Origin of the sequence: Microbacterium sp. W4I4, from assembly GCF_030816235.1 — a bacterium.
Classification (GTDB): domain Bacteria; phylum Actinomycetota; class Actinomycetes; order Actinomycetales; family Microbacteriaceae; genus Microbacterium.
In genome coordinates this window covers 3,404,180-3,424,884 of sequence record NZ_JAUSXT010000001.1, presented here as the reverse complement: position 1 = coordinate 3,424,884, position 20,705 = coordinate 3,404,180, and the positions used below count along the sequence as shown (strand labels likewise).

Below are 20,705 nucleotides of genomic sequence, written 5' to 3'. Positions count from 1 at the left end.
GGGCGCAGCAGTGCGCTCAGGACAGTCGTTCGGGTGCGACGACGCGGATGACGGCGGAGTCGTCGAGGGCGCCCAGGCCCTGCGCCTCGCCGAGGAGGAAGAGCTGCTCGGCGGCAGCGGCGACCGGGGTGGAGAGGTGCGCCTGGCGTGCGGCGTCGCCGACGATGCCCAGGTCCTTCACGAAGATGTCGAGGCGGCTGAGCACCTCGGCGCCCTCGGCATCGTAGGCCTGCAGGGAGCGCGGACCGCGGTTGCCGAGCATGAAGGAGTTCGCGGCTCCTGCGGTGAGGGCCTCGAGGGTCCTCTCGCGGTCCAGTCCGAGCGCATCGGCGAGGGCGAGCGCCTCGGCGGCCGCGGCGATGTGCACACCGCACAGGAGCTGGTTGACGGTCTTGAGCGCCTGACCGTCGCCGGGCTTGTCACCCACGATCGACAGCGTCGAGGCGAGCTGCTCGAGGACCGGCCGGGCGACGTCGAGGGCCGCCGGGGCGGCGCCGACGACGATCAGCAGGTCGCCCTCGCCGGCACGGACGGGTCCGCCCGAGAGCGGGGCGTCCACGAGCTGCGCGCCGTGCTCGGCCAGGCGCTCGGCGGTCTCGCCGATGCCGCTGGTGCCGACAGTGCTGGTCAGGATGACGACCGCACCCTCCGTCAGATGGGTGGCGAGGCCCGCATCGCCGAAGAGCAGCTCGTTCAGCTGGGCGCCGGTGCGCACGGCGACGAGCACGACCTGGGCGTCCGACACCGCGTCAGCGGCCGAGGATGCCGCGGTCACGCCCTTCTCTGCGGCGAGCGCAAGGCGCTCGGAGGCGATGTCGAAGCCGCGCACCTCGAAGCGCTCGGCGAGTCGGGTGGCCATCGGCAGCCCCATGGCGCCGAGACCGATGACGGCAACTGTGGATGTCATGGTGCTCCTTCGTGGATGCGGATCGGTTCAGTGCTCGTCGGCGAGGGTCGCGACGACGGTGGCCAGTGAGTCGGCGTCGCCGACGTTTCCGGCGAAGACGATGTACGGGATGCCGACGGCGGGGCCGGTCTCGGGCTGCCAGAGCGACACGAGGCCGGGCAGCATGGGCCCGAGCACCGTGGCGCGGCGGATCTCCAGCGCCTCGCTGGCGACGTCGCTCGAGGTGATGCCGCCCTTGGCGATGACGAAGCGCGGCGGGGCGATCGCGAGCACGCGGCGCACCAGTTCGACGACGCCGCTGGACACGCGGCGGGCGATGTCGAGGCTCTCGTCCCCGTCGCCCCCGGTGACGAGCTCGCGCGTGGTGTGCACGATGACGGTGCCGTCGGCGAGCGCCGCGGCGGCGGCCTGCGCCTGCGCGTCCAGGTGCGCCTCGCGCCCCGCGCCGATGAGTGCGTGCACGTCGAGCTCGATCGTGACGGTCTGCGGGCGGGCCTTCTTCAGCACGTCGAGCTGGGCGGTGGTCAGCGGCACGTGGCTGCCCACGACGACGAGGCCGCCGCGGTCGTATGCGAAGGCGATGTCCTCGGCGCGGACGGGCTCGGCGATCTCCTGGCCGATGTGTGCGCGCACGTAGGGCGGGCCGACGCGCAGCAGCACGTCGAGGTCGCGCATCCGGTGCAGGGCGAGGGCGACGACGCGCATGTCGCTCTCCTCGACCACGTCGACGGGCACGACGGTGCCGCTGGGCAGTGCGCGCAGGAACTCCTCGACGGCGTCGACGCCTGCGCGGATGGTGCGGATGCCGAGCCCGGCGACCTCGGATGCCGGAATGCGTCCGCCGGTCTTCTCCTGCACCCACTCGCGCAGGTCGGAGGAGGCGTAGCCGAAGGTGGCGTCCTTCGCGAAGGGGGTCTCGCCCACCGGCGTGGCCTCGCCATCGGTGACCCAGTAGTGCACGGAGTCGACGGTGATGCGGCCGGCGTCGGGGAACGCGGGCACGAGCAGGGTGAGTGCGGGGGTGCCGCCGCCGTGCGCGGCGATCTCGGCGGAGAGCACGTCGGTCTCGAGCGGGAAGTGTCCGCGCAGAGTGGAGTCGCCACGTGAGACGAAGGTGACGCGACGGCCCGCTGCGGATGCGGCGGCGAGGGCCACCTCGACGATCTCACGGTTGCGCTCGGCGGCGGCATCCTCGTCGAGCGAACGGGTGTTGGTGAGCACATAGACGGCCGCCGCACCGGTGGCGAAGGCACCGTCGAGGTCGGAGCGCTCCCAGCGGGTCAGGACCGGAAGCCCCGCCACCGACTGCGTGCCGGTGGGGTCGTCATCGAGGACGACCAGGACATCGACGGGATCGAGCTGCTCGCGCACGGCGGCGGCCGTCAGGTCGACGGGCTCGGGCAGCGGGGCGAGCAGCGTGTCGATGTGCACGGGAACTCCCTTGTTCACTCAGGCTTGTTCACTCAGATCCGGGATGCTTATCTGATATCAGATATCGATGAGGATACATGAGGATCCGCCCACGACCAAACATCGCGCCCGGATCCACCGGCCGTGTGCCTGCGGGGCGCCTCAGCGGCCGTGCACGTAGTGCAGCAGATCGTCACGGGTCTGCCGCATGTGGCTCACCATCGCCTCGCGCGAGGCCTCGGCCGAACCGGTGCGCAGAGCCGCGAGCACGGTGAGATGCTCGGCGATCGCGTGCTCGCGGATGTCCGCGACGTCACTGGTCTCGCTGCGGGTCTCCTGCAGCATCGTCGTCAACGGACGCATCGACGCGACCAGGATGCGGTTGTCGGCTACGCGGAAGATCACGTCGTGGAAGGCGAGGTCGGCGGCGACGAATGCTGCGACGTCGGTCACGGCGTGGGCGTCCTGCATCCGCCCGACGAGGATCTCGAGCTCGGCGAGGTCGCTGTCCGTCCGCCTCGAGGCCGCGAGCTCGGCGGCCCCGGTCTCGAACATCACGCGCATCTCGAGCATCTCCAGCGACGAGCGCTCGCGCGCACCGGCACTGCGTGCGTGCCGCACGACGGCCTCGAGCCCGGTCCACTCCTCGGTGGGTGCGATGCGGTGCCGGCTGCCGGGCACCTGCACGATCACACCCTGCGCCTGCAGCAGCTTCACGCCCTCGCGCATGGTCAGGCGCGAGACGCCGAACTGCGCGGCCAGGTCACCCTCGGGAGGCAGCTGCTCCCCCGCGACCAGCCGGCCGGCGATGATCTCGTCGAGCAGGCCTTCGACCACCGACTGAGTGCGCGACACCCGCTCGTTCACGTCAGAGCTCCACGCCCACCAGCACGGGTTCGGGCTGCAGCAGCAGGCCGAACTCCGCGTGCACACGGCTCTGGATGAACCGCGCCAGCTCACTGAGCTCGGCGGCGTTCGCTCCGCCCCGGTTCGTGAGCGCGAGGGCGTGCTTGGTCGAGATCGCGGCGCGCGAGCGCGGCAGCTTGAACGCCTTGCCGATGCCGGAGTGCTCGATCAGCCAGGCGGAACTGACCTTGACCATGCGCTCGGGGCTCTCGGCGCGCGGAGCGAGACCGAAGTAGTTCTCCAGCGGGATGACGGTCATCGTGTCGAGGTCCGGTTCGACGGGCCAGCGCGGGCACTCGGGTGGCAGCTCACGGGCGATGCGCTCGGGGACGATCGCGTTCTGGAAGAACGAGCCGGCGCTGTGCGTGTCGGGATCGTTCTCGTCCAGCAGCATCCCCTTCGCCGCCCGCGTGTGCAGGATGCGGGTGCGCACCCACTCCAGCGGGACCGGCTCGAAGTCCTCCAGACCGAGGGCCCGGCGCAGCTGCTCTCCGCGGATGACCCGGCCCGCACCACCGGTGACTGCCAGATCGAGGGTGACGGACACGATCACGGCACGACGCTGCTGCGCCTCGCCGTAGTGATGCTTGAGCACCGACGTGCGAAAGCCCAGGCCGAGCTCTGCGGCCGGCACGACGATCGGGGCATCCGCACCCTCGTCGATCAGCTCCACCTCGACCAGGGTCTCCTGGATCTCCTGCCCGTACGCGCCGACGTTCTGCACGGGTGCGGCGCCGACGGTGCCGGGGATGCCGCTCATCGCCTCGATGCCGGCGTAGCCGCGCTCGACCGCAAAGGCGACCAGCGCGTCCCAGCTGTGACCGGCCTGCACGCGCAGCCGGATCCGCCCCTCGTGCGGCGAGGGGAGCTCCTCGATGCCGGAGGTGAGGATGCGGATCACCGCACCTTCGAACGGCTCGTCACCGACGAAGAGGTTCGACCCGCCGCCCAGCACGAACCAGTCGTCCGGACCGGCCCACACCTCGCGCAGCGCCTCGATGAGATCGGCGCGGGTGGTGGCATCCAGCATCCGCTCTGGTGCGGCCCCGGTGCGCAGGGTCGTGAGTCCGCGCAGCGGGATCGGGATGACCTCGAGTGACGTCATCTCAGAGCGCGACCCGCAGCTGCGCCTTGACGAGCACGGTCGTCTCGGCGTACTTCACGGTCAGGTCGATGCGCGCGGTCTCGTCGTCGACCACGGCGACCTTGGCGACGACGTGCACGTCCGCGCCGGTCTCCGGGTCGACGACGACGGGCTTGGTGAAGCGCACGCCGTAGTCGATCAGCCGCACGTCGGCGGGCAGCGCCGCGAGCACCACCGATGAGGCGATGCCCATGGTGAGCATGCCGTGCGCGAGCACGCCGGGCAGGCCGACGGAGGCGGCGACGTCGTCGCGGTAGTGGATCGGGTTGAAGTCGCCTGACGCCCCGGCGTAGCGCACCAGCGACTCACGGGTCAGGTGCACGGTGCGCTCGGCGATCACGTCGCCCACGGTGAGCCCCGCGGTGAGATCAGCCATCACTTCGCCTCCTCGGCATCCTGGCCCACCAGCAGCACGCTGGTGGCGGTCACGACGTGCTCGCCTGCCGCGTCGGTGATCGTCGCGTCGCTCGTGATCATGGCGTTGCCGCCGAGCGTGCGGATGCCGGTGACGGCAAGCGTCGCGACGAGCTCGTCGCCCGCGACGATGGGCCGCGAGTAGGTGAAGCGCTGCTCGGCGTGGATGGTGCGCGCCAGCACGATGCCGGAGTCCGGCTCGGCGAGCAGCTGCTGCAGCGTGTGGTCCTGGATCACCATCGCGAACGTCGGCGGTGCGACCACGTCGGCGTAGCCTGCGGCCTGCGCGGCGGCGACGTCGGTGTGCTGCGGGGCGTCGGCGAAGACGGCGCGGGCGAACTCGCGCACCTTCTCACGGCCGACGAGGTAGGGGGCCGTCGGCGGGAACTCCCGGCCGACCAGTTCGTTGTTCACGGGCACCCCTCGATCCTATCCGGGCCGCCCGCACGGCGGTTCCGGGCGGGCCGGGAGAAGCCCGGTCGCCGCGGTGTCAGCGTCCGCGGCTGCGGATGGCCTTGATGCTCATCTGCACGGCGATGACCACGAGGTACACCGCGAAGAGGATGTTGCCGGTGGCGGGATCGATGAACGAGGCCAGCCAGGCGCCGAGGGCCGTCATGGTGCAGGCCGACAGCCCGATGATCCCTGCGGCGACCAGATCGACGTTGCCGTGGCGCAGGTTGCCGATCGTGCCGGAGACGGCGGTGGGGATCATCATCAGCAGCGACGTGCCCTTGGCGACCAGGTCGCTGGTGCCGAAGACGAGCATCAGGACGGGGACCACGACGACTCCTCCCCCGACGCCGATGAGTCCGGCGATCACGCCGGTCAGCATCCCGACCAGCACGAGCCCGACGCCGCTGAGCCAGGACAGTTCGAACACGGCGTCCCGGGAGGGGATGACGAGGAACAGGCTGACCATGACGACGACCAGGAACACGACGAATCCCCAGCGCAGGACGGTCTGCGAGAGCTTCGGCATCAATCGCGAGCCGATCTGGGCTCCGACGACGGCGCCGGCCGCGAGGATCAGTGCGGCGATCCATGCGACGGATCCCGACAGTGCGTACGAGACGACCCCGACGCTGGCGGTCGGAACGATCGCGGTGAGCGACGTGCCAGCCGCACGGCGTTGATCGAAGCGCAGCAGCAGCACGAGCAGCGGCACGATGACCGTTCCGCCGCCGACGCCGAAGAGTCCGGAGAGCAGCCCGGCGATCAGGCCGATCACGACGTAGCCGAGGTAGGCGCGAGGCTCCCGGGTGATGGCGTGGTCCTCGTGCACAGAACCACACTATCCCGGGAGCACTCGCGCCCTCACACGGAGTCAGACCTCCTGATCGGCTGTGATCGGCACCGCGATCGTCTCGGTCAGGTGCTGCTCGTAGCGGGTCTGCCGCCGGCGCAGCCACAGGGCCCCGAGGATGAGCAGGATGAGTGCTCCGTAGGCTGCGGCCGCGAAGGGCTGCATGACCAGCGTGGCGGGATCCCCCTGGCTCAGCTGGAGCGCCTTGCGCAGCTCCGCCTCGCCCATCGGCCCGAGGATCATCCCGACGACGAGCGGCGCGACGGGGATGCCGTAGCGACGCATGAAGTAGCCGAGCACGCCGATGATCAGCAGGATCACCACGTCGGCGATCGAGAACCGGATCGCGTATGCGCCGAATGCGGCGAACATGAGGATGCCGGCGTACAGGTACGGCCGCGGGATCTGCAGCAGCTTGACCCACATCCCCACCAGCGGCAGGTTCAGCACGATGAGGATCAGGTTGCCGAGGTACAGGCTCGCCACCAGCGCCCACACCAGCGCGGGCTGGTTGGTGAACAGCTGGGGTCCGGGCTGGATGCCGTAGGACTGGAACGCGAAGAGGATGATCGCGGCGGTCGCCGTGGTCGGCAGGCCCAGGGTCAGCAGCGGCACGAGCACACCGGCTGCGGCCGCGTTGTTGGCGGCCTCCGGTCCTGCCACGCCCTCGATGGCGCCCCGGCCGAACTCGTCCTTGCGCTTGGAGAGCTTGCGCTCGGCCGCGTAGGACAGGAAGGTCGCGACATCCGCCCCGCCCGCAGGGATCGTGCCGATCGGGAACCCGATCGCCGTCCCGCGCAGCCACGGCTTCCACGACCGCTTCCAATCGTCCTTCGTCATCCAGTTGCGCCAGCCCTTGGTCACCGGGATGACGTCCACTCCCCCGTGCCGCAGCTTGGCGGCGACGTACAGGGTCTCGCCGACGGCGAAGAGGCCGACGGCGACGAGCACCACGCTGATCCCCTCGCCGAGCACCGGCAGTCCCAGCGTGTAGCGCTGCTGGCCGGAGAGGTTGTCCGTGCCGATCAGCCCGATGAACAGACCGATCGCCAGCGAGAGGACCCCGCGCGAGACGGACCGACCCATCAGCGCACCCACGGTGATGAAGGCGACGACGATGAGTGCGAGCTTGTCTGCGGGGCCGAGCGAGACGGCGAAGTCCGCCAGGATCGGCGCCAGCAGTGTGAGCCCGATCGTGGCGATGGTGCCGGCGACGAACGATCCGATGGCCGCGGTGGCGAGCGCTGCCGCACCCCGACCGAGCTTGGCCATCTTGTTGCCCTCGATCGCCGTGACTATCGAGGCCGACTCACCTGGCGTGTTGAGCAGGATGCTGGTGGTGGAACCGCCGTACATGCCGCCGTAGTAGATGCCGGCGAAGGTGATGATCGCCGCGGTGGCGTCGAGTGTGTAGGTCAGCGGCAGCAGCAGCGCGACGGTCATGGCCGGGCCGATGCCTGGCAGCACGCCGACGGCCGTGCCGATGAAGACGCCGATGAACGCCCACATCAGGTACTGGGGCTGCAGCGCGGTGGCGAAGCCCTCCAGGAGCAGAGTCCAGCTGTCCATCAGAACATCCCTCCCAGCCAGCCGAACGCCGGACCCCAGGGCAGCGACAGTCCGAGCAGTCCGCCGAAGACGACCTGCACGGCCAGTGCCACCACGAGTCCGATCACGAATCCGAGCCACCAGCGCTTCGCGCCGAGCGTCCAGGCGACGATGCCGAACAGCACGGCCGCGGCGGGTGCCCAGCCGATGACCTCGATCAGCAGCAGGTGAGCGATCAGCCCACCGACGATCTTCGCCAGAGTGAGCCAGTCGGTGCGGGCGTTCGGGTCGATGTCCTCGCCGTCTTCGGGCTGTGCGCGATCGCCGCGCAGTGCGCCGACGACGACGGCCGCGGCGGTCGCGATCAGCAGCACCGAGACGGCGATCGGGAACACGGTCGGTCCGACCTGGATGCCGACGGGGACATGGATGCTGAACGCGCCGATCAGCGCGAGGACGCCGAGGACGAGCATGAGAAGGGCGAAGACGAGCTCCCCGACGGGAACCCGTGGGGCGGGCCGAGTGTCCTCGACCCGCCCGTTCGCCCCGATGAGCGGGGCAGTCATGTCAGATCAGTCCGATGTTCTTCAGCGTGCCGGTCACGTCGGTGATGTTCTGCGTCACGAAGTCGTCGAGCTCGGAGCCGGTGAGGAAGGCATCCGCCCAGCCCTTCGTCTCGAGCTCCTTCTTCCACTCCGGGGTGTCGTGCATGGCGGTGACGATGCGCTCCAGCTCCGCACGGTCGGCGTCGGAGACGTCTCCGGGGGCGATCACGCCGCGCCAGTTGGTGAGCACCACGTCGTAGCCGGCCTCGGTGATCGTGGGAACACCCGGCAGCTGCGGCACCTCTTCGGCGCCGGACACGGCGAGGGCGCGCATGGTGCCCGCCTCGATGTGCTGCTGGAACTCGGCGACGCCGGAGATGCCCGCCGCGACCTTGCCGCCGAGGATCAGCGACACGGCCTCGCCACCGCCCGCGTTGGGCGTGTAGTTCAGCTTGGTGGGGATCTCCGCGCTGCTCAGTCCTGCCGCCTCGAGCATCAGGCCGGCGAGGATGTGGTCGGCGCCGCCGGCGGACCCGCCGGTGACGGTGACCGCCTGACCCTTGTCGACGATGTCCTCCACGAGGTCTTCGAGATCCTTGTACTTCGAGTCCGCCGGCACGACGACCACGAGCGCCTCGTCCGTGAGACGGGCGATCGGCGTGGTGTCCTCCAGACGCACCTTGGAGCCGTTGGTCTCGATGGCGCCCACCATGACCAGTCCGTTGACCATGAGCGTCGCCGGGTCCTTGACGTTGGCGAGCTGGGCGAGACCGATCGTGCCGCCGGCGCCGCCGACGTTGGTCACCGGCGCGGTCTTGACGACATCCTGCTCGGTGAGCACCTTCGCGATCGTGCGACCCGTCTGGTCCCAGCCGCCGCCGGGGTCGGCGGGGACGATGATCGAGACGTCCGAGAAGGCGGCCTTCTCGTCGCCGTCTGCCTTCGGGCTGTCGCCGCCGGCCTGTGCCGAGCATCCGGTGAATGCGAGTGCGGCGACGGCCGCGATCGCGATGAGTGCTGTGCGTGACTTCTTCATGCGCTCCTCCTTGAGCGTTCGGGATGGTGGCAACCGTACGAGCCGCCGCGGCACCGCATCTGCTTACGAAATCATTGGTCGAGGTTTCGTAAGTATTGGTCGCGGATGCCCTTCTGCACCGGTTCCGCACCTCCTCGCGCGCGAGGAGAATGGTCCTGTGGCCTCGATGATGAAGCGCGCGTCCTCGGAGACGCAGGACGGCAGGATGACCCTGCGGGTGCAGCTGATCCTGCTGCAGGCGCTCATCGTCGCCGCGGTCACCCTCATCGCCGGCGTCACCGCCGGGATCATCCAGGCGCACACGGTGCGCGACGCGTATGAGGATCGGATGCTGGCGGTCGCTCAGTCGATCGCGTCGATGCCGGCCATCCGCAGCGCGTTCCATGACGCGGACCCCGCGGCGACCATCCAGCCGCTGGCGGAGACGATCCGCAAGGCGTCGGATCTGACGTACGTCGTGATCGCCGACGCCGATGGCATCCGCTTCTCCCATCCGAATCCCGCGCTCATCGGCAAGCGGGTCTCCACCGACCCGTCCATCCCGCTGTCGGGGCAGATCTACATGGGCACGCAGACGGGCACGCTGGGGCCGTCGTGGCGGGTGAAGGTTCCGATCTTCGCCGACGACTCGCAGGTCATCGGCACGGTCTCGGTCGGCATCCTCGAGTCGCAGGGCGACGGCGAGTTCGCCGGCAACCTGTTCTGGATCATCGGGGCGATGATGGCGGCCGTCATCATCGGAGTGTTCGGCTCGGCCTGGGTGACCGCCGTCATCCGCCGCCGCATCCACCGGCTCGAGCCGCATGAGATCACCGCGCTCGTGCGCAACCAGGAGACCACCATGCACGGCCTCAGCGAGGGCGTGATCACGGTCGACGCGCACGGGCTGATCACGCTGGCCAACGACGCCGCCGCGCGGCTTCTGGGAACGGATGCCATGGAGCTGACCGGCTTCGCGGCCGACGAGGTGCTCGATGATGAGCTGCTGGCCGTGCTGCGCGACGGCGAGGACGCCGGACGGCCCGTGATCGTCGGCAGCAGCGTGCTGGTGGCGCGCAGCACCGGCGCGAGGGTGGACGGAGCACCCGTGGAGGCGACCCTGCTGCTGCGCGATCACACCGAGCTGCACGACGTGGTGCGGCGTGTGGAGGCCGCAGATGCGATCATCGCGTTCCGTCAGCGGGCCGGCCTGCCGAAGGGCCTCAGCGCCGAGACGCTCTCCCGCGTGTCCGGTGCGCTCACCGAGCATCCGGACGCCTCCGCGGCCGAGATCGGAGAGGCGCTGTCCGTCTCACGGGTCAGCGCCCGACGTTACCTGGAGCACCTCGCGAGCACCGGTCGGGCCATCCGCTCGCTGGACTACTCCACGAAGGGGCGCCCGGGCACGAGGTATCGGCTGAACGAGCCGATCGGGACCCCTGGGACTGTGTCCCGGACTGTGCGAGACTGACTCCCACACGCGTCCTGGGTGCCTGACGCAGGGCGACCGATCGAAGGAGATCACATGCTTCGCAGCGCCTACCCCGATGTCGAGATCCCCGGGCTCTCCATCTACGACTATCTCTTCAGTGGCCTCGATGAAGCCGCCCTCGATCGTGTCGCCATCATCGACGGGATGTCGGGAGCCGAGACCACCTATCGGCAGCTCGTCGGTCAGATCGGCCTGTTCGCCGGGGCGCTCGCAGCCCGCGGCGTCGGAGTCGGCACGAAGGTCGGCCTGCTGTGCCCGAACGTGCCCGCCTTCGCCACCGTGTTCCATGGCATCCTGCGCGCGGGAGCCACCGCGACCACGATCAACTCGCTGTACACGCCCGAGGAGATCACGAGTCAACTGCGGGATGCCGAGGCCACCTGGCTCGTCACCGTGTCGCCTCTGCTGCCCGGCGCCGCGGCCGCCGCAGCGGAACTCGGCATCGCCGACGACCACGTGATCGTGCTCGACGGCGCCGAGGGCCACCCGAGCCTGCGCGACCTGCTCGGCGAGGGGCACGCCGCGCCGGACGTGACCTTCGACCCGGCGACGCATCTCGCGGTGCTCCCGTACTCGTCAGGGACCACCGGGCGCCCCAAGGGAGTGATGCTCACGCATCGCAACCTCATCGCCAACGTGGCGCAATCCCGCCCGATGCTCACCCTCACCGCAGAGGATCGCGTGCTGGCAGTGCTGCCCTTCTTCCACATCTACGGCATGACCGTGCTGCTGAATCTGGCGCTGCGTCAGCGTGCCGCCCTGGTCACCATGCCGAAGTTCGATCTGCCGGAGTTCCTGCGGATCATCGGCGAGTACCGCACCAGCTGGCTCTTCATCGCGCCTCCCATCGCCGTCGCCCTGGCGAAGCATCCGATCGTCGACCAGTACGATCTCTCCGCCGTGCAGGTGATCTTCTCGGGCGCAGCGCCGCTGGATGCCACCCTCGCCGAGGCGGTCGCCGCGCGGCTGGGGTGCGTCGTGACGCAGGGATACGGCATGACCGAGACGAGTCCGGTCACGCACGCGACGCCGGTGCAGCGTCCCGATGTCGACCGGGCCGCCGTCGGGCCTCTGCTGCCCAACACCGAGGCGCGCATCGTCGACCCGGATTCGGCCGTCGATGTGGAGGTCCCCGCGCACGGGCAGAGCGCCCCCGGAGAACTGTGGATCCGCGGACCGCAGGTCATGGTCGGCTATCTGAACCGGCCCGAGGCGACCGCGGAGATGCTGGACGCCGACGGATGGCTGCGTACCGGCGACATGGCCACCGTCACCGCGGACGGCATCTTCCGGATCGTGGACCGCCTGAAGGAGCTCATCAAGTACAAGGGCTACCAGGTCGCACCGGCCATCCTCGAGGCGGTGCTGCTCGAGCATCCGCAGATCGCGGACGCCGCGGTGATCGGCGCGAACGACGAGGACGGCCAGGAGGTCCCGAAGGCGTTCGTCGTGCGGCAGGCGGATGCCGACCTGTCCGCCGACGAGGTGATGGCGTTCGTCGCATCCCATGTCGCCCCGCACGAGAAGGTGCGTCAGGTGGAGTTCATCGACGTCATCCCGAAGTCCAGCTCCGGCAAGATCCTGCGCAAGGACCTGCGGGCACGCCAGGGCGCGTAGGCGCGACACGAAGAAGCCCGCCGTCCCCGAAGGGACGGCGGGCTTCTCTGCAGTCTGCTGCGGCTTACTTGCCGGCCTCGACGAAGCCTGCTGCCTCAGCGGCCTCGGCGGTGCGGAACCACACCTCGGCGACCGTGGCGTCGTACCACTGGCCACCGGGCTGGTGGAACTTCATCGAGTCCTTGTTGCCCTTGATGTCGAAGCCCTCGGGAGCCGAGCCGTCCTCGAGAGGAGCGGCCGAGTCGTCGCCGAAGCCACCGTCGACGAGCGCCGCGGGAGCCGCGGTCTCCTCAGCGGGCTTCTCGGCCTCGGGAGCCTTGTCAGCTGCCTTCTCCGCCTTGGGGGCGGCCTTGGCGGCCTTCTTGACCTTCGGGGTGACGGGCTCGAGCACGAGCTCGATCACGGCCATGGGGGCGTTGTCGCCCTTGCGGTTGCCGACCTTCGTGATGCGGGTGTAGCCGCCCTCACGGTCGGCGACGAGCGGCGCGATCTCGTTGAAGAGAACGTGTGCGGCGTCCTTGTTGGAACGCAGCACGGTCAGCGCGCGACGGCGGGCGTGCAGGTCGCCGCGCTTGCCGAGCGTGATGAGGCGCTCAGCCAGCGGACGCAGGCGCTTCGCCTTGGTCTCGGTCGTCTTGATCGACTTGTGGACGAAGAGCGCCGCTGCGAGGTTCGCGAGAAGAAGGCGCTCGTGGGCGGGGCCGCCTCCGAGGCGGGGTCCCTTGGTGGGCTTGGGCATAATCTAACTCCTGGTCGGAAAGAGGGTTTCAGAAGGACTCGTCTTCGGTGCCGCTGTAGAAGTGGGCGCCGTCGAAACCGGGCACCGAATCCTTCAGCGACAGACCGAGCGAGACGAGCTTGTCGCGCACCTCGTCGACCGACTTCTGTCCGAAATTGCGGATGTTCATCAGCTGCGTCTCAGAAAGGGCGACCAGCTCCGAAACGGTGTTGATCCCCTCGCGCTTGAGGCAGTTGTAGGAGCGCACCGACAGATCGAGGTCCTCGATCGGCATGGAGAGCTCGCTGGAGAGGACAGCCTCGACCGGCGCGGGGCCGATCTCGATGCCCTCGGCCTCGACGTTCAGCTCGCGGGCGAGGCCGAACAGCTCGGTGAGGGTCTTGGCTGCCGAAGCGACGGCATCGCGAGGGCTGATCGACGACTTGGTCTCGACGTCGAGGACGAGCTTGTCGAAGTCGGTGCGCTCACCGGCACGGGTGGCGTCGACGCGGTAGCTGACCTTCAGGACCGGCGAGTAGATCGAGTCGACCGGGATCTGACCGGCCTCCGCGTACTCGTTGCGGTTCTGCGATGCGGACACGTAGCCGCGGCCGCGCTCGATGGTGAGCTCCAGCTCGAAGCGAGCGGTGTCGTTGAGCGTCGCGATGACCAGCTCGGGGTTCTGCACCTCGACACCCGCCGGAGCGGAGATGTCGGCTGCGGTGACCTCGCCGGCGCCCGTCTTGCGCAGGTACGCGGTGATGGGCTCGTCGCGCTCGCTGGAGACGACCAGCTGCTTGATGTTGAGGATGATCTCGGTCACGTCCTCCTTCACACCGGGGATCGTGCTGAACTCGTGCAGCACGCCGTCGATGCGAATGGTGGTGACCGATGCGCCGGGGATCGACGAGAGAAGGCTGCGACGCAGTGCGTTGCCGATCGTGTATCCGAAACCGGGCTCCAGGGGCTCGATGATGAACCGGCTGCGGTTCTCGGAGATCTTTTCCTCGTTGAGAGTGGGACGCTGTGCAATCAGCACTATGTGTTCCTTTCGATCACATGCCCGCTATATGACATGTGTGGGATGAGGTCTTCAGTTTTGGAATTCTGCGGGCGGCTGTGCCGGTCCCCGTGGTGGGGACCGGCACAGTCACGCGAGATCAGACGCGGCGACGCTTCGGCGGACGGCAGCCGTTGTGCGCCTGCGGGGTGACGTCCTGGATGGACCCCACCTCGAGGCCGGCGGCCTGTAGCGAGCGGATCGCGGTCTCGCGGCCCGAACCCGGACCCTTCACGAAGACGTCGACCTTCTTGACACCGTGCTCCGACGCCTGGCGGGCAGCGGACTCCGCTGCCATGCCTGCGGCGTACGGGGTCGACTTGCGGGAGCCCTTGAAGCCCACGCCACCCGACGATGCCCAGCTGATGACAGCTCCGGACGGGTCGGTGATCGAGACGATGGTGTTGTTGAACGTCGACTTGATGTGGGCCTGGCCCAGCGCGATGTTCTTCTTTTCCTTGCGGCGCGGCTTGCGCGCGGCGGCCTTGGGTGCAGCCATGAAAGTGTTCTCCTATTCCCTGGCCGCTTAGCGGGCCTTCTTCTTACCGGCGACGGTGCGCTTCGGGCCCTTGCGGGTACGGGCGTTGGTCTTGGTGCGCTGACCGCGGACGGGGAGACCACGACGGTGGCGGATGCCCTCGTAGGAGCCGATCTCGACCTTGCGGCGGATGTCTGCGGCGACCTCGCGGCGCAGGTCACCCTCCACCTTGTAGGTGCCTTCGATGTGATCGCGGAGTGCGATGAGCTGGTCGTCGGTGAGGTCCTTGACGCGGATCGACTCGTCGATCTCGGTCGCCTTGAGGATCTCGACGGAGCGGGTACGGCCGATGCCGTAGATGTAGGTGAGGGCGATCACCACGCGCTTGTCACGCGGGATGTCAACGCCGGCAAGACGTGCCATGCGGTTCTCCTGGAGTGTTGTGGAGGTGTGGAGCAGCATCCGTTCTCGGGCCTCCGCCCCGAGGTGTCCGCTTCTTGGATCCCTGAGCCCGTCGAAGGGTCTGAGCCTGTCGAAGCATCCGATGCTGCCTGTTTGTCGATATTCAGTTGTGCAGTACCGGATCGGATGCCGTGAGGCCGCCGATCCGGTCCCGGCTCAGCCCTGACGCTGCTTGTGGCGCGGGTTGCTCTTGCAGATCACCATGACGCGTCCGTGACGACGGATCACGCGGCAGTGCTCGCAGATGGGCTTGACGCTGGGCTTGACCTTCATGTTGTTTCCTGTTCGCTGTCTTCACCGAGCGGGCCGGAGGCCCGAGGCGTTACTTCTCGACCGATCAGCGGTAGCGGTAGACGATCCGGCCGCGGGTCAGGTCGTAGGGCGAGAGCTCCACGACCACGCGGTCCTCAGGAATGATGCGGATGTAGTTCTGCCGCATCTTGCCGGAGATCGTCGCCAGGACCTTGTGTCCGTTGCTCAGTTCAACGCGGAACATCGCGTTGGGAAGAGCCTCGGAGATCACGCCCTCGATCTCGATGACACCGTCTTTCTTAGCCATAGCCTCGCTGACGCTTCTGCAGATCGGTCGATCTGCGTGGATGGGTGGTGGTGTGGCGCCTGCCTTATGCGGACACGCCGAGATAAGGCGCAAGGCACCAAGGGTCTATGTTAGACCCTCCCGGGCGTGTCCGGCAACTCGGGTCTACTCGAGGGGCTTGAGGTAGGCGTCGACCTTGGTGAACATCTCCTGCAGGCTCTGACCCTCGACGACCTTGCCGTCGAGCTCGATCGTGGGCGTGCCCTGGATGTTGTGGGCCTTCGCCTGCGCCGCCGGGTACTTGAGATACGTGCCGGCCGTCATGCAGTCGGCGGCGTCGGTCGCGCCGACCTGCTTCGCGTAGTCGGCGAGCTGCTGGTCGGTCAGGCCCGTGGAGTTCTCCTCGGGCTGGTTGGCGTACAGGGTTGCGAGGTAGTCGCGCGCCTTGTCCGGGTTGCTCTCCGCCACGCAGTACACGGCCGCCGCGGCGCGCGAGGAGTAGTTCGTGCCCTGCGAGAAGCGATCCAGGATCGCGATGGGGTGGATGTTGAGCGTGATCTTGTCGTCATCGGCGAGCTTGTTGAGACGCTCGCTGAACGTCTGCTCGAACGCGTTGCATGCCGGGCACATCAGGTCGACGTAGGTGTCGACGACCTTGTCGCCGCTGCCGAACGTGATCGCGCCCGTCTCGGAGCTGATGATGTCGCCCTTCGGTGCGGGGCCGGCATCGGTCGCCTGGTTGTTCATCCACACCACGACGGCGCCGAGTGCGACGAGCACCACGACGACTGCGGCGGAGATGCCGATGGCGAACCAATTGCGCTTGCTCTGGGCCTGAGCCATGACTGTCCGATCTTCTGCAGAAAAAGGTCACCCCATTCTGTCGCGAATTCGCTATGCCCCGCATGTGAGCTCGCCCCACGGCATCCGCGCCTCCCTCGGCATCCGCCCGCCCGTCTCCCTCCCCCGACATCCCCCCTCCGCGCGAGAAACCACTTTTCGCATGAGACACACGCGCTCACGTGGTGTCTCATGCAGGATGTGGTTTCTCGCGGGCCGGCGTTAGCCCTCCACAATCGGGGCGGGACCTGAGTTATGCACGGGCTGCGGGTCGGGTGTGTTCCGGGGATGCGAGCACCCGGCATGCTCGTGACGCATGACGGACACACTCCTGCTTCCGCTGCGCGCGATCACGCGCTCGCCCTTGCCGCTGATCACGACCGAGGAAGGGCGGATGCTGGGCATCCGCCTTCCCTCACCGAAGTACGTCCGCATCCGAGCGGGTGTGTACACCGAGCGCAAGCCGTACCTGGATCTGCCGAACTGGAAGCGCTACGCCGTGCGCGTGCACGCGTTCGTCCGGTCGCATCCGCATGCCGTGCTGTGCCTGGAGTCCGCAGCGGTCGTGCTCGGCATCCCGTACTTCAATGAGCCGAAGGATATTCACGTCTATGACCCGAACAGGACGGCATCCCGCCGCTTCGGCGATGTCGTGGTGCACACCAGCCGAGACCCACGGGTCATCGGCGTGACAGCGGGTATACAGACGACCTCGCCCCTGGACACCGCCGTCGACATGGTGCGTGTCCTCCCGCCGGCCCAGGGACTTGCGGTGGCGGATGCCGCCATCTCCCCCAGCCAGCAAGGGTTCACCGACCTGTCTGCGCTGCGCGAGCTCTCGGACTCCCAGCAGAGCAGTCGCGGGCGCGCAAGGTCGCGCTGGGCGTGGGGCCATGCTGATGCGCGCGCGGAATCACCGGGTGAGAGCGTCAGTCGTGCCGTGATCGGATGGTGCGGCTTCGAGCATCCGGAACTGCAGCACGAGTTCGACTACGACGGATACGGCGACCGCGTCGACTTCCTGTTCCCATCCAAGGGAGTCATCGGCGAATCCGACGGCTGGGGCAAATACGCACTCGGCGATACAGCCAAGGCTGCGCAGAACCTCGCCGACGAGAAGCGCCGCGAAGACCGGCTGCGTCGCCACGGGCATCCGTTCGCCCGTTGGGAACTCGTCGACGTGTGGCGGGTGGATCCCCTGGCCAAGTCATTGCGCGCTGCCGGCGTGCCAGTATGTCGTCCGCGTGAGCACGCCATGCTCGCGACGCTCGCCCATCGGCCGCGCGAAAAGCGCTCACCAGCCGACGAGAAACCACATTCTGCGTGAAACACACGTGCACACGTGATGTCTCACGCAGAATGTGATTTCTCGCGGAATGGGGCGAGTGCGCGGCGGCGCGAAAGCGCCGAGGCGTTACGCGATCGGAACGGGGGTGATGCCGAAGGGCGCGAGGCCGGCGGCGCCCCCGTCGGCGGCGGTCAGCACCCAGATGCCGCCGTCATGGCGGGCGACGGAGTGCTCCCAGTGGCTTCCGTCGGTGCCGTCGACTGTGGTGACGGTCCAGTCGTCGTCCTCGATGAAGGTCGCATCTCCTCCGGCGGTGACCATCGGCTCGATGGCGAGCACCAGCCCGGGACGGATCTCGGCACCGGCATCCGGCGTGCGGTAGTTGAACACGCTGGGCGCCTCGTGCATCTTGCGGCCGATGCCGTGTCCGACGTACTCCCGCAGGATGCCGTAAGTCTCACCGGAGACCGCTGAGGGCCCCTGTCCCTCGATGTATCCCTCGATGGCGGCCCCGAGGTCTCCGATGTGCGTCGCGGTCGCCATGGCGGCGATACCGGCCCACATGGACCCCTCCGTGACACGCGACAGTTCGGTGCGGCGCGCGACCAGCTCCGGGCGCTCGTCATCCGGCACCACGAAGGTCACCGCGCTGTCGCCGTTCCAGCCCTGGTACTGGGCGCCGCAGTCGACGGAGACGATGTCTCCCGGCTGCAGGACCAGAGCCCCGGGGATGCCGTGCACGACCTGCTCGTTCACCGAGATGCACGTGGTGTGCCGGTATCCGCGGACGAGCTTGAAGTTCGACTCCGCGCCGCGCTGCATGATCAGACGGTCGGCCGCGGCATCCAGCTCGGCCGTCGTCACACCCGCCCGCACCAGCGGGCGCACCGCGTCAAGAGCTGCCGCCGTGATCAGGCCGGGCTGCACCATCGAGCGCAGCTGCGCCGGGGTCTTGTAGATCGACTTGCGGAACATCGCGTGGTTCAGACGAGCTGGCCGATGCCGCGCGCGCCGAGGGCGGCGGAGATGCGTGCGGTGATCTCGTCGAGCGAGCCGATGCCGTCGATGCGGTCGACGATGCCACGGGGCTCGTACACCGAGATGATCGGCGCGGTCTCGTGCTCGTAGATGTCCAGACGGTGCGCGATCGCGGCCTCGTTGTCGTCCGAACGACCCTGCTCCACCGAGCGCAGGCCGAGCCGTGCCATGCTCTCGGCACGCGGGACGTCGAGCAGGATTACCGCGTCCAGGGACGCTCCGTGCTCGGCCAGGAACGCATCGAGGTGCGCGACCTGCGCGGTGTTTCGCGGGTAGCCGTCGAGCAGGAAGCCGCCGGCGGCATCCTCCTGCGAGAGGCGATCGCGCACGATCTCGCTCGTCAGCTCGTCGGGCACCAGATCACCGGAGTCGAGGATGGCGGTGACCTGCTGTCCGAGGTCGGTGCCCTCCTTGATGTTGGCGCGGAAGATGTCGCCCGTGGAGACCACGGGGATCCCCAGCGCCTCGGCGACCCGAACGCCCTGCGTGCCCTTGCCTGAACCCTGCGGCCCGACGATCAGCAGACGTGCAGTGCGGTCCTGATCATCCGTCATCGGAGGAGCCCTTCGTAATGGCGCTGCTGCAGCTGCGCGTCGATCTGCTTCACGGTCTCGAGTCCGACACCCACGATGATGAGGATCGACGCGCCACCGAACGGGAAGTTCTGGTTCGCCTGCACGGTCGCGAGCGCGATCAGCGGGATCAGCGCCACGATGCCCAGATACAGCGAGCCGGGGAACGTGATGCGGGTGATCACGTAGTCGAGGTACTCCGCGGTGGGACGACCGGCACGGATGCCGGGGATGAACCCGCCGTACTTCTTCATGTTGTCGGAGATCTCGACGGGGTTGAACGTGATCGCCACGTAGAAGAACGTGAATGCGATGTTCAGCAGGAAGTAGACCAGCATGTACAGCGGCTGGTCGCCCGACACGAGGTAGGTCGAGATCCACGCGACCCACGCGGGCGGCTCGCTGCCGTCCTGAGGCGTGTTGAACTGCGCGAGGAGCATCGGCAGGTACAGCAGCGACGAGGCGAAGATGATCGGGATCACGCCCGCCATGTTGACCTTGATCGGGATGTACGTGTTGGTGCCGCCATAGGTGCGGCGACCGACCATGCGCTTCGCGTACTGCACGGGCACACGGCGCTGGGACTGCTCGACGAAGACGATCAGCGTCATCACGACGAGGCCCACGACCAGCACGAGCAGGAACGTCTCGAAGCCCTTGGCCTCGGCGATGCCCCACAGCGCGCTCGGGAACGTGGCGGCGATCGACGTGAAGATCAGCAGCGACATTCCGTTGCCGATGCCCTTCTCGGTGACCAGCTCTGCCATCCACATGATCAGACCGGTGCCGGCCGTCATCGCGATGATGATGAGCAGCTGCGCCCACCACACGTCGTTGGTGAGCAGGTTCTGGCAGGCCGCGATGTCGGTCTGGCCGAACAGCTGACCGCTGCGCGCGACGGTGACCACGGTGCTCGACTGCAGCAGCGCGAGCGCGATCGTCAGGTAGCGGGTGTACTGCGTCAGCTTGCTCTGGCCCGCCTGGCCCTCCTGATGAAGGGTCTCGAAGTGCGGGATGACGACGCGGAGCAGCTGCACGATGATCGTCGCGGTGATGTAGGGCATGACGCCCAGCGCGAAGATCGACAGCTGCAGCAGCGCGCCGCCGGAGAAGAGGTTGACGAGACCGAGAAGTCCGTCTGTGCCCGCGGTGGCCGCGAGACACTGCTCGACGTTCGGGAAGTGGACGAACGGAGCCGGCACATTCGAGCCCATGCGATACAGGGCGATGATGCCGATGGTGAAAAGGATCTTCGAACGCAGATCAGGCGTTCGGAAGATTCGCGCGATGGCGCTAAACAAGGGCGTTCCTCCTGAAGGGATTGCCGAACGTCGAAGGACGGCCGAAAGTCCAGAGTAACGCACAGGAGGGGCCGGAGAATCTCCGACCCCTCCCTGCGTTGATCAC

General features: G+C 68.2%; 23 protein-coding genes. 3 read left to right on the top strand and 20 right to left on the bottom strand.

Going from position 1 to position 20,705, the window contains the following annotated elements:
• Positions 1–16: 16 nt before the first annotated feature.
• The 10 genes from QF046_RS16230 to QF046_RS16185 form a co-directional block, all read right to left on the bottom strand.
• The gene (locus QF046_RS16230; protein ID WP_307371789.1) at positions 17–907 is read right to left on the bottom strand and encodes an NAD(P)-dependent oxidoreductase; all 891 of its coding nucleotides are present in this window, start codon (positions 905–907) and stop codon (positions 17–19) included.
• Positions 908–934: 27 nt separating this feature from the next.
• Positions 935–2,338: a four-carbon acid sugar kinase family protein gene (locus QF046_RS16225; protein WP_307371786.1), complete on the bottom strand. Its 1,404-nt coding sequence runs from the start codon at positions 2,336–2,338 to the stop codon at positions 935–937.
• Between the two features lie 141 nt (positions 2,339–2,479).
• A complete protein-coding gene (locus tag QF046_RS16220) occupies positions 2,480–3,172 on the bottom strand; it encodes a FadR/GntR family transcriptional regulator (RefSeq protein ID WP_307371783.1) in 693 nt (230 codons plus the stop codon).
• 13 nt (positions 3,173–3,185) lie between these two features.
• On the bottom strand, positions 3,186–4,328 hold the full coding sequence (locus tag QF046_RS16215; protein ID WP_307371781.1) for a UDP-N-acetylmuramate dehydrogenase: 1,143 nt from the start codon (positions 4,326–4,328) through the stop codon (positions 3,186–3,188).
• 1 nt (position 4,329) lies between these two features.
• Entirely contained in the window at positions 4,330–4,743 is a 414-nt protein-coding gene (locus QF046_RS16210) for a MaoC/PaaZ C-terminal domain-containing protein (protein ID WP_307371778.1), read from the bottom strand.
• A complete protein-coding gene (locus QF046_RS16205) occupies positions 4,743–5,201 on the bottom strand; it encodes a MaoC family dehydratase N-terminal domain-containing protein (protein WP_307371776.1) in 459 nt (152 codons plus the stop codon). Before QF046_RS16205 ends, QF046_RS16210 begins: the two co-directional genes overlap by 1 nt.
• 70 nt (positions 5,202–5,271) lie before the next feature.
• Positions 5,272–6,066: a sulfite exporter TauE/SafE family protein gene (locus tag QF046_RS16200; RefSeq protein ID WP_307371775.1), complete on the bottom strand. Its 795-nt coding sequence runs from the start codon at positions 6,064–6,066 to the stop codon at positions 5,272–5,274.
• Positions 6,067–6,108: 42 nt separating this feature from the next.
• The gene (locus tag QF046_RS16195) at positions 6,109–7,656 is read right to left on the bottom strand and encodes a tripartite tricarboxylate transporter permease (RefSeq protein WP_307371772.1); all 1,548 of its coding nucleotides are present in this window, start codon (positions 7,654–7,656) and stop codon (positions 6,109–6,111) included.
• Positions 7,656–8,201 (bottom strand): tripartite tricarboxylate transporter TctB family protein, encoded by a 546-nt coding sequence (locus QF046_RS16190; protein ID WP_307371770.1) that lies wholly within the window; start codon positions 8,199–8,201, stop codon positions 7,656–7,658. The genes QF046_RS16195 and QF046_RS16190 overlap by 1 nt, the downstream gene beginning before the upstream one ends.
• 1 nt (position 8,202) lies before the next feature.
• Entirely contained in the window at positions 8,203–9,216 is a 1,014-nt protein-coding gene (locus QF046_RS16185; RefSeq protein ID WP_307371768.1) for a tripartite tricarboxylate transporter substrate binding protein, read from the bottom strand.
• Between the two features lie 166 nt (positions 9,217–9,382).
• On the opposite strand from QF046_RS16185, the gene QF046_RS16180 reads away from it, so the two are divergent.
• A complete protein-coding gene (locus QF046_RS16180) occupies positions 9,383–10,666 on the top strand; it encodes a PAS domain-containing protein (protein ID WP_307372883.1) in 1,284 nt (427 codons plus the stop codon).
• Between the two features lie 54 nt (positions 10,667–10,720).
• Entirely contained in the window at positions 10,721–12,304 is a 1,584-nt protein-coding gene (locus QF046_RS16175; RefSeq protein WP_307371767.1) for an AMP-binding protein, read from the top strand.
• A 64-nt stretch (positions 12,305–12,368) separates the two neighbouring features.
• Here QF046_RS16175 and rplQ read toward each other — a convergent pair whose 3' ends face one another.
• The 7 genes from rplQ to QF046_RS16140 all read right to left on the bottom strand — a co-directional run bounded on the left by rplQ (position 12,369) and on the right by QF046_RS16140 (position 16,403).
• Complete coding sequence (rplQ, locus tag QF046_RS16170) at positions 12,369–13,043, bottom strand: 50S ribosomal protein L17 (protein ID WP_307371765.1); 675 nt, start codon at positions 13,041–13,043, stop codon at positions 12,369–12,371.
• Positions 13,044–13,071: 28 nt separating this feature from the next.
• Positions 13,072–14,061 (bottom strand): DNA-directed RNA polymerase subunit alpha, encoded by a 990-nt coding sequence (locus QF046_RS16165; protein WP_307371763.1) that lies wholly within the window; start codon positions 14,059–14,061, stop codon positions 13,072–13,074.
• 121 nt (positions 14,062–14,182) lie between these two features.
• Positions 14,183–14,581 (bottom strand): 30S ribosomal protein S11, encoded by a 399-nt coding sequence (rpsK, locus tag QF046_RS16160; RefSeq protein ID WP_307371760.1) that lies wholly within the window; start codon positions 14,579–14,581, stop codon positions 14,183–14,185.
• A gap of 27 nt (positions 14,582–14,608) precedes the next feature.
• Positions 14,609–14,983, bottom strand: coding sequence for a 30S ribosomal protein S13 (rpsM, locus tag QF046_RS16155; RefSeq protein ID WP_307371758.1), 375 nt, complete (start codon positions 14,981–14,983; stop codon positions 14,609–14,611).
• 195 nt (positions 14,984–15,178) lie between these two features.
• Positions 15,179–15,295 carry a 50S ribosomal protein L36 gene (gene rpmJ, locus QF046_RS16150; RefSeq protein WP_307371756.1) on the bottom strand — a complete coding sequence of 39 codons (117 nt, stop codon included), beginning with the start codon at positions 15,293–15,295 and terminating at the stop codon, positions 15,179–15,181.
• Positions 15,296–15,359: 64 nt separating this feature from the next.
• Positions 15,360–15,581, bottom strand: coding sequence for a translation initiation factor IF-1 (gene infA / locus QF046_RS16145; protein ID WP_017201569.1), 222 nt, complete (start codon positions 15,579–15,581; stop codon positions 15,360–15,362).
• A gap of 144 nt (positions 15,582–15,725) precedes the next feature.
• Complete coding sequence (locus tag QF046_RS16140; protein ID WP_307371754.1) at positions 15,726–16,403, bottom strand: DsbA family protein; 678 nt, start codon at positions 16,401–16,403, stop codon at positions 15,726–15,728.
• A gap of 313 nt (positions 16,404–16,716) precedes the next feature.
• Between QF046_RS16140 and QF046_RS16135 the strand changes: the two genes are divergently transcribed.
• Positions 16,717–17,727, top strand: a complete 1,011-nt coding sequence (locus QF046_RS16135; protein WP_307371752.1) for a hypothetical protein — start codon at positions 16,717–16,719, stop codon at positions 17,725–17,727.
• Between the two features lie 87 nt (positions 17,728–17,814).
• Here QF046_RS16135 and map read toward each other — a convergent pair whose 3' ends face one another.
• The 3 genes from map to secY are packed head-to-tail and all read right to left on the bottom strand — an operon-like array spanning position 17,815 to position 20,599.
• On the bottom strand, positions 17,815–18,663 hold the full coding sequence (gene map, locus QF046_RS16130) for a type I methionyl aminopeptidase (protein ID WP_307371751.1): 849 nt from the start codon (positions 18,661–18,663) through the stop codon (positions 17,815–17,817).
• A gap of 8 nt (positions 18,664–18,671) precedes the next feature.
• Positions 18,672–19,280, bottom strand: a complete 609-nt coding sequence (locus tag QF046_RS16125; protein ID WP_307371749.1) for an adenylate kinase — start codon at positions 19,278–19,280, stop codon at positions 18,672–18,674.
• Entirely contained in the window at positions 19,277–20,599 is a 1,323-nt protein-coding gene (gene secY / locus QF046_RS16120; RefSeq protein ID WP_307371745.1) for a preprotein translocase subunit SecY, read from the bottom strand. Before secY ends, QF046_RS16125 begins: the two co-directional genes overlap by 4 nt.
• Positions 20,600–20,705: the final 106 nt, after the last annotated feature.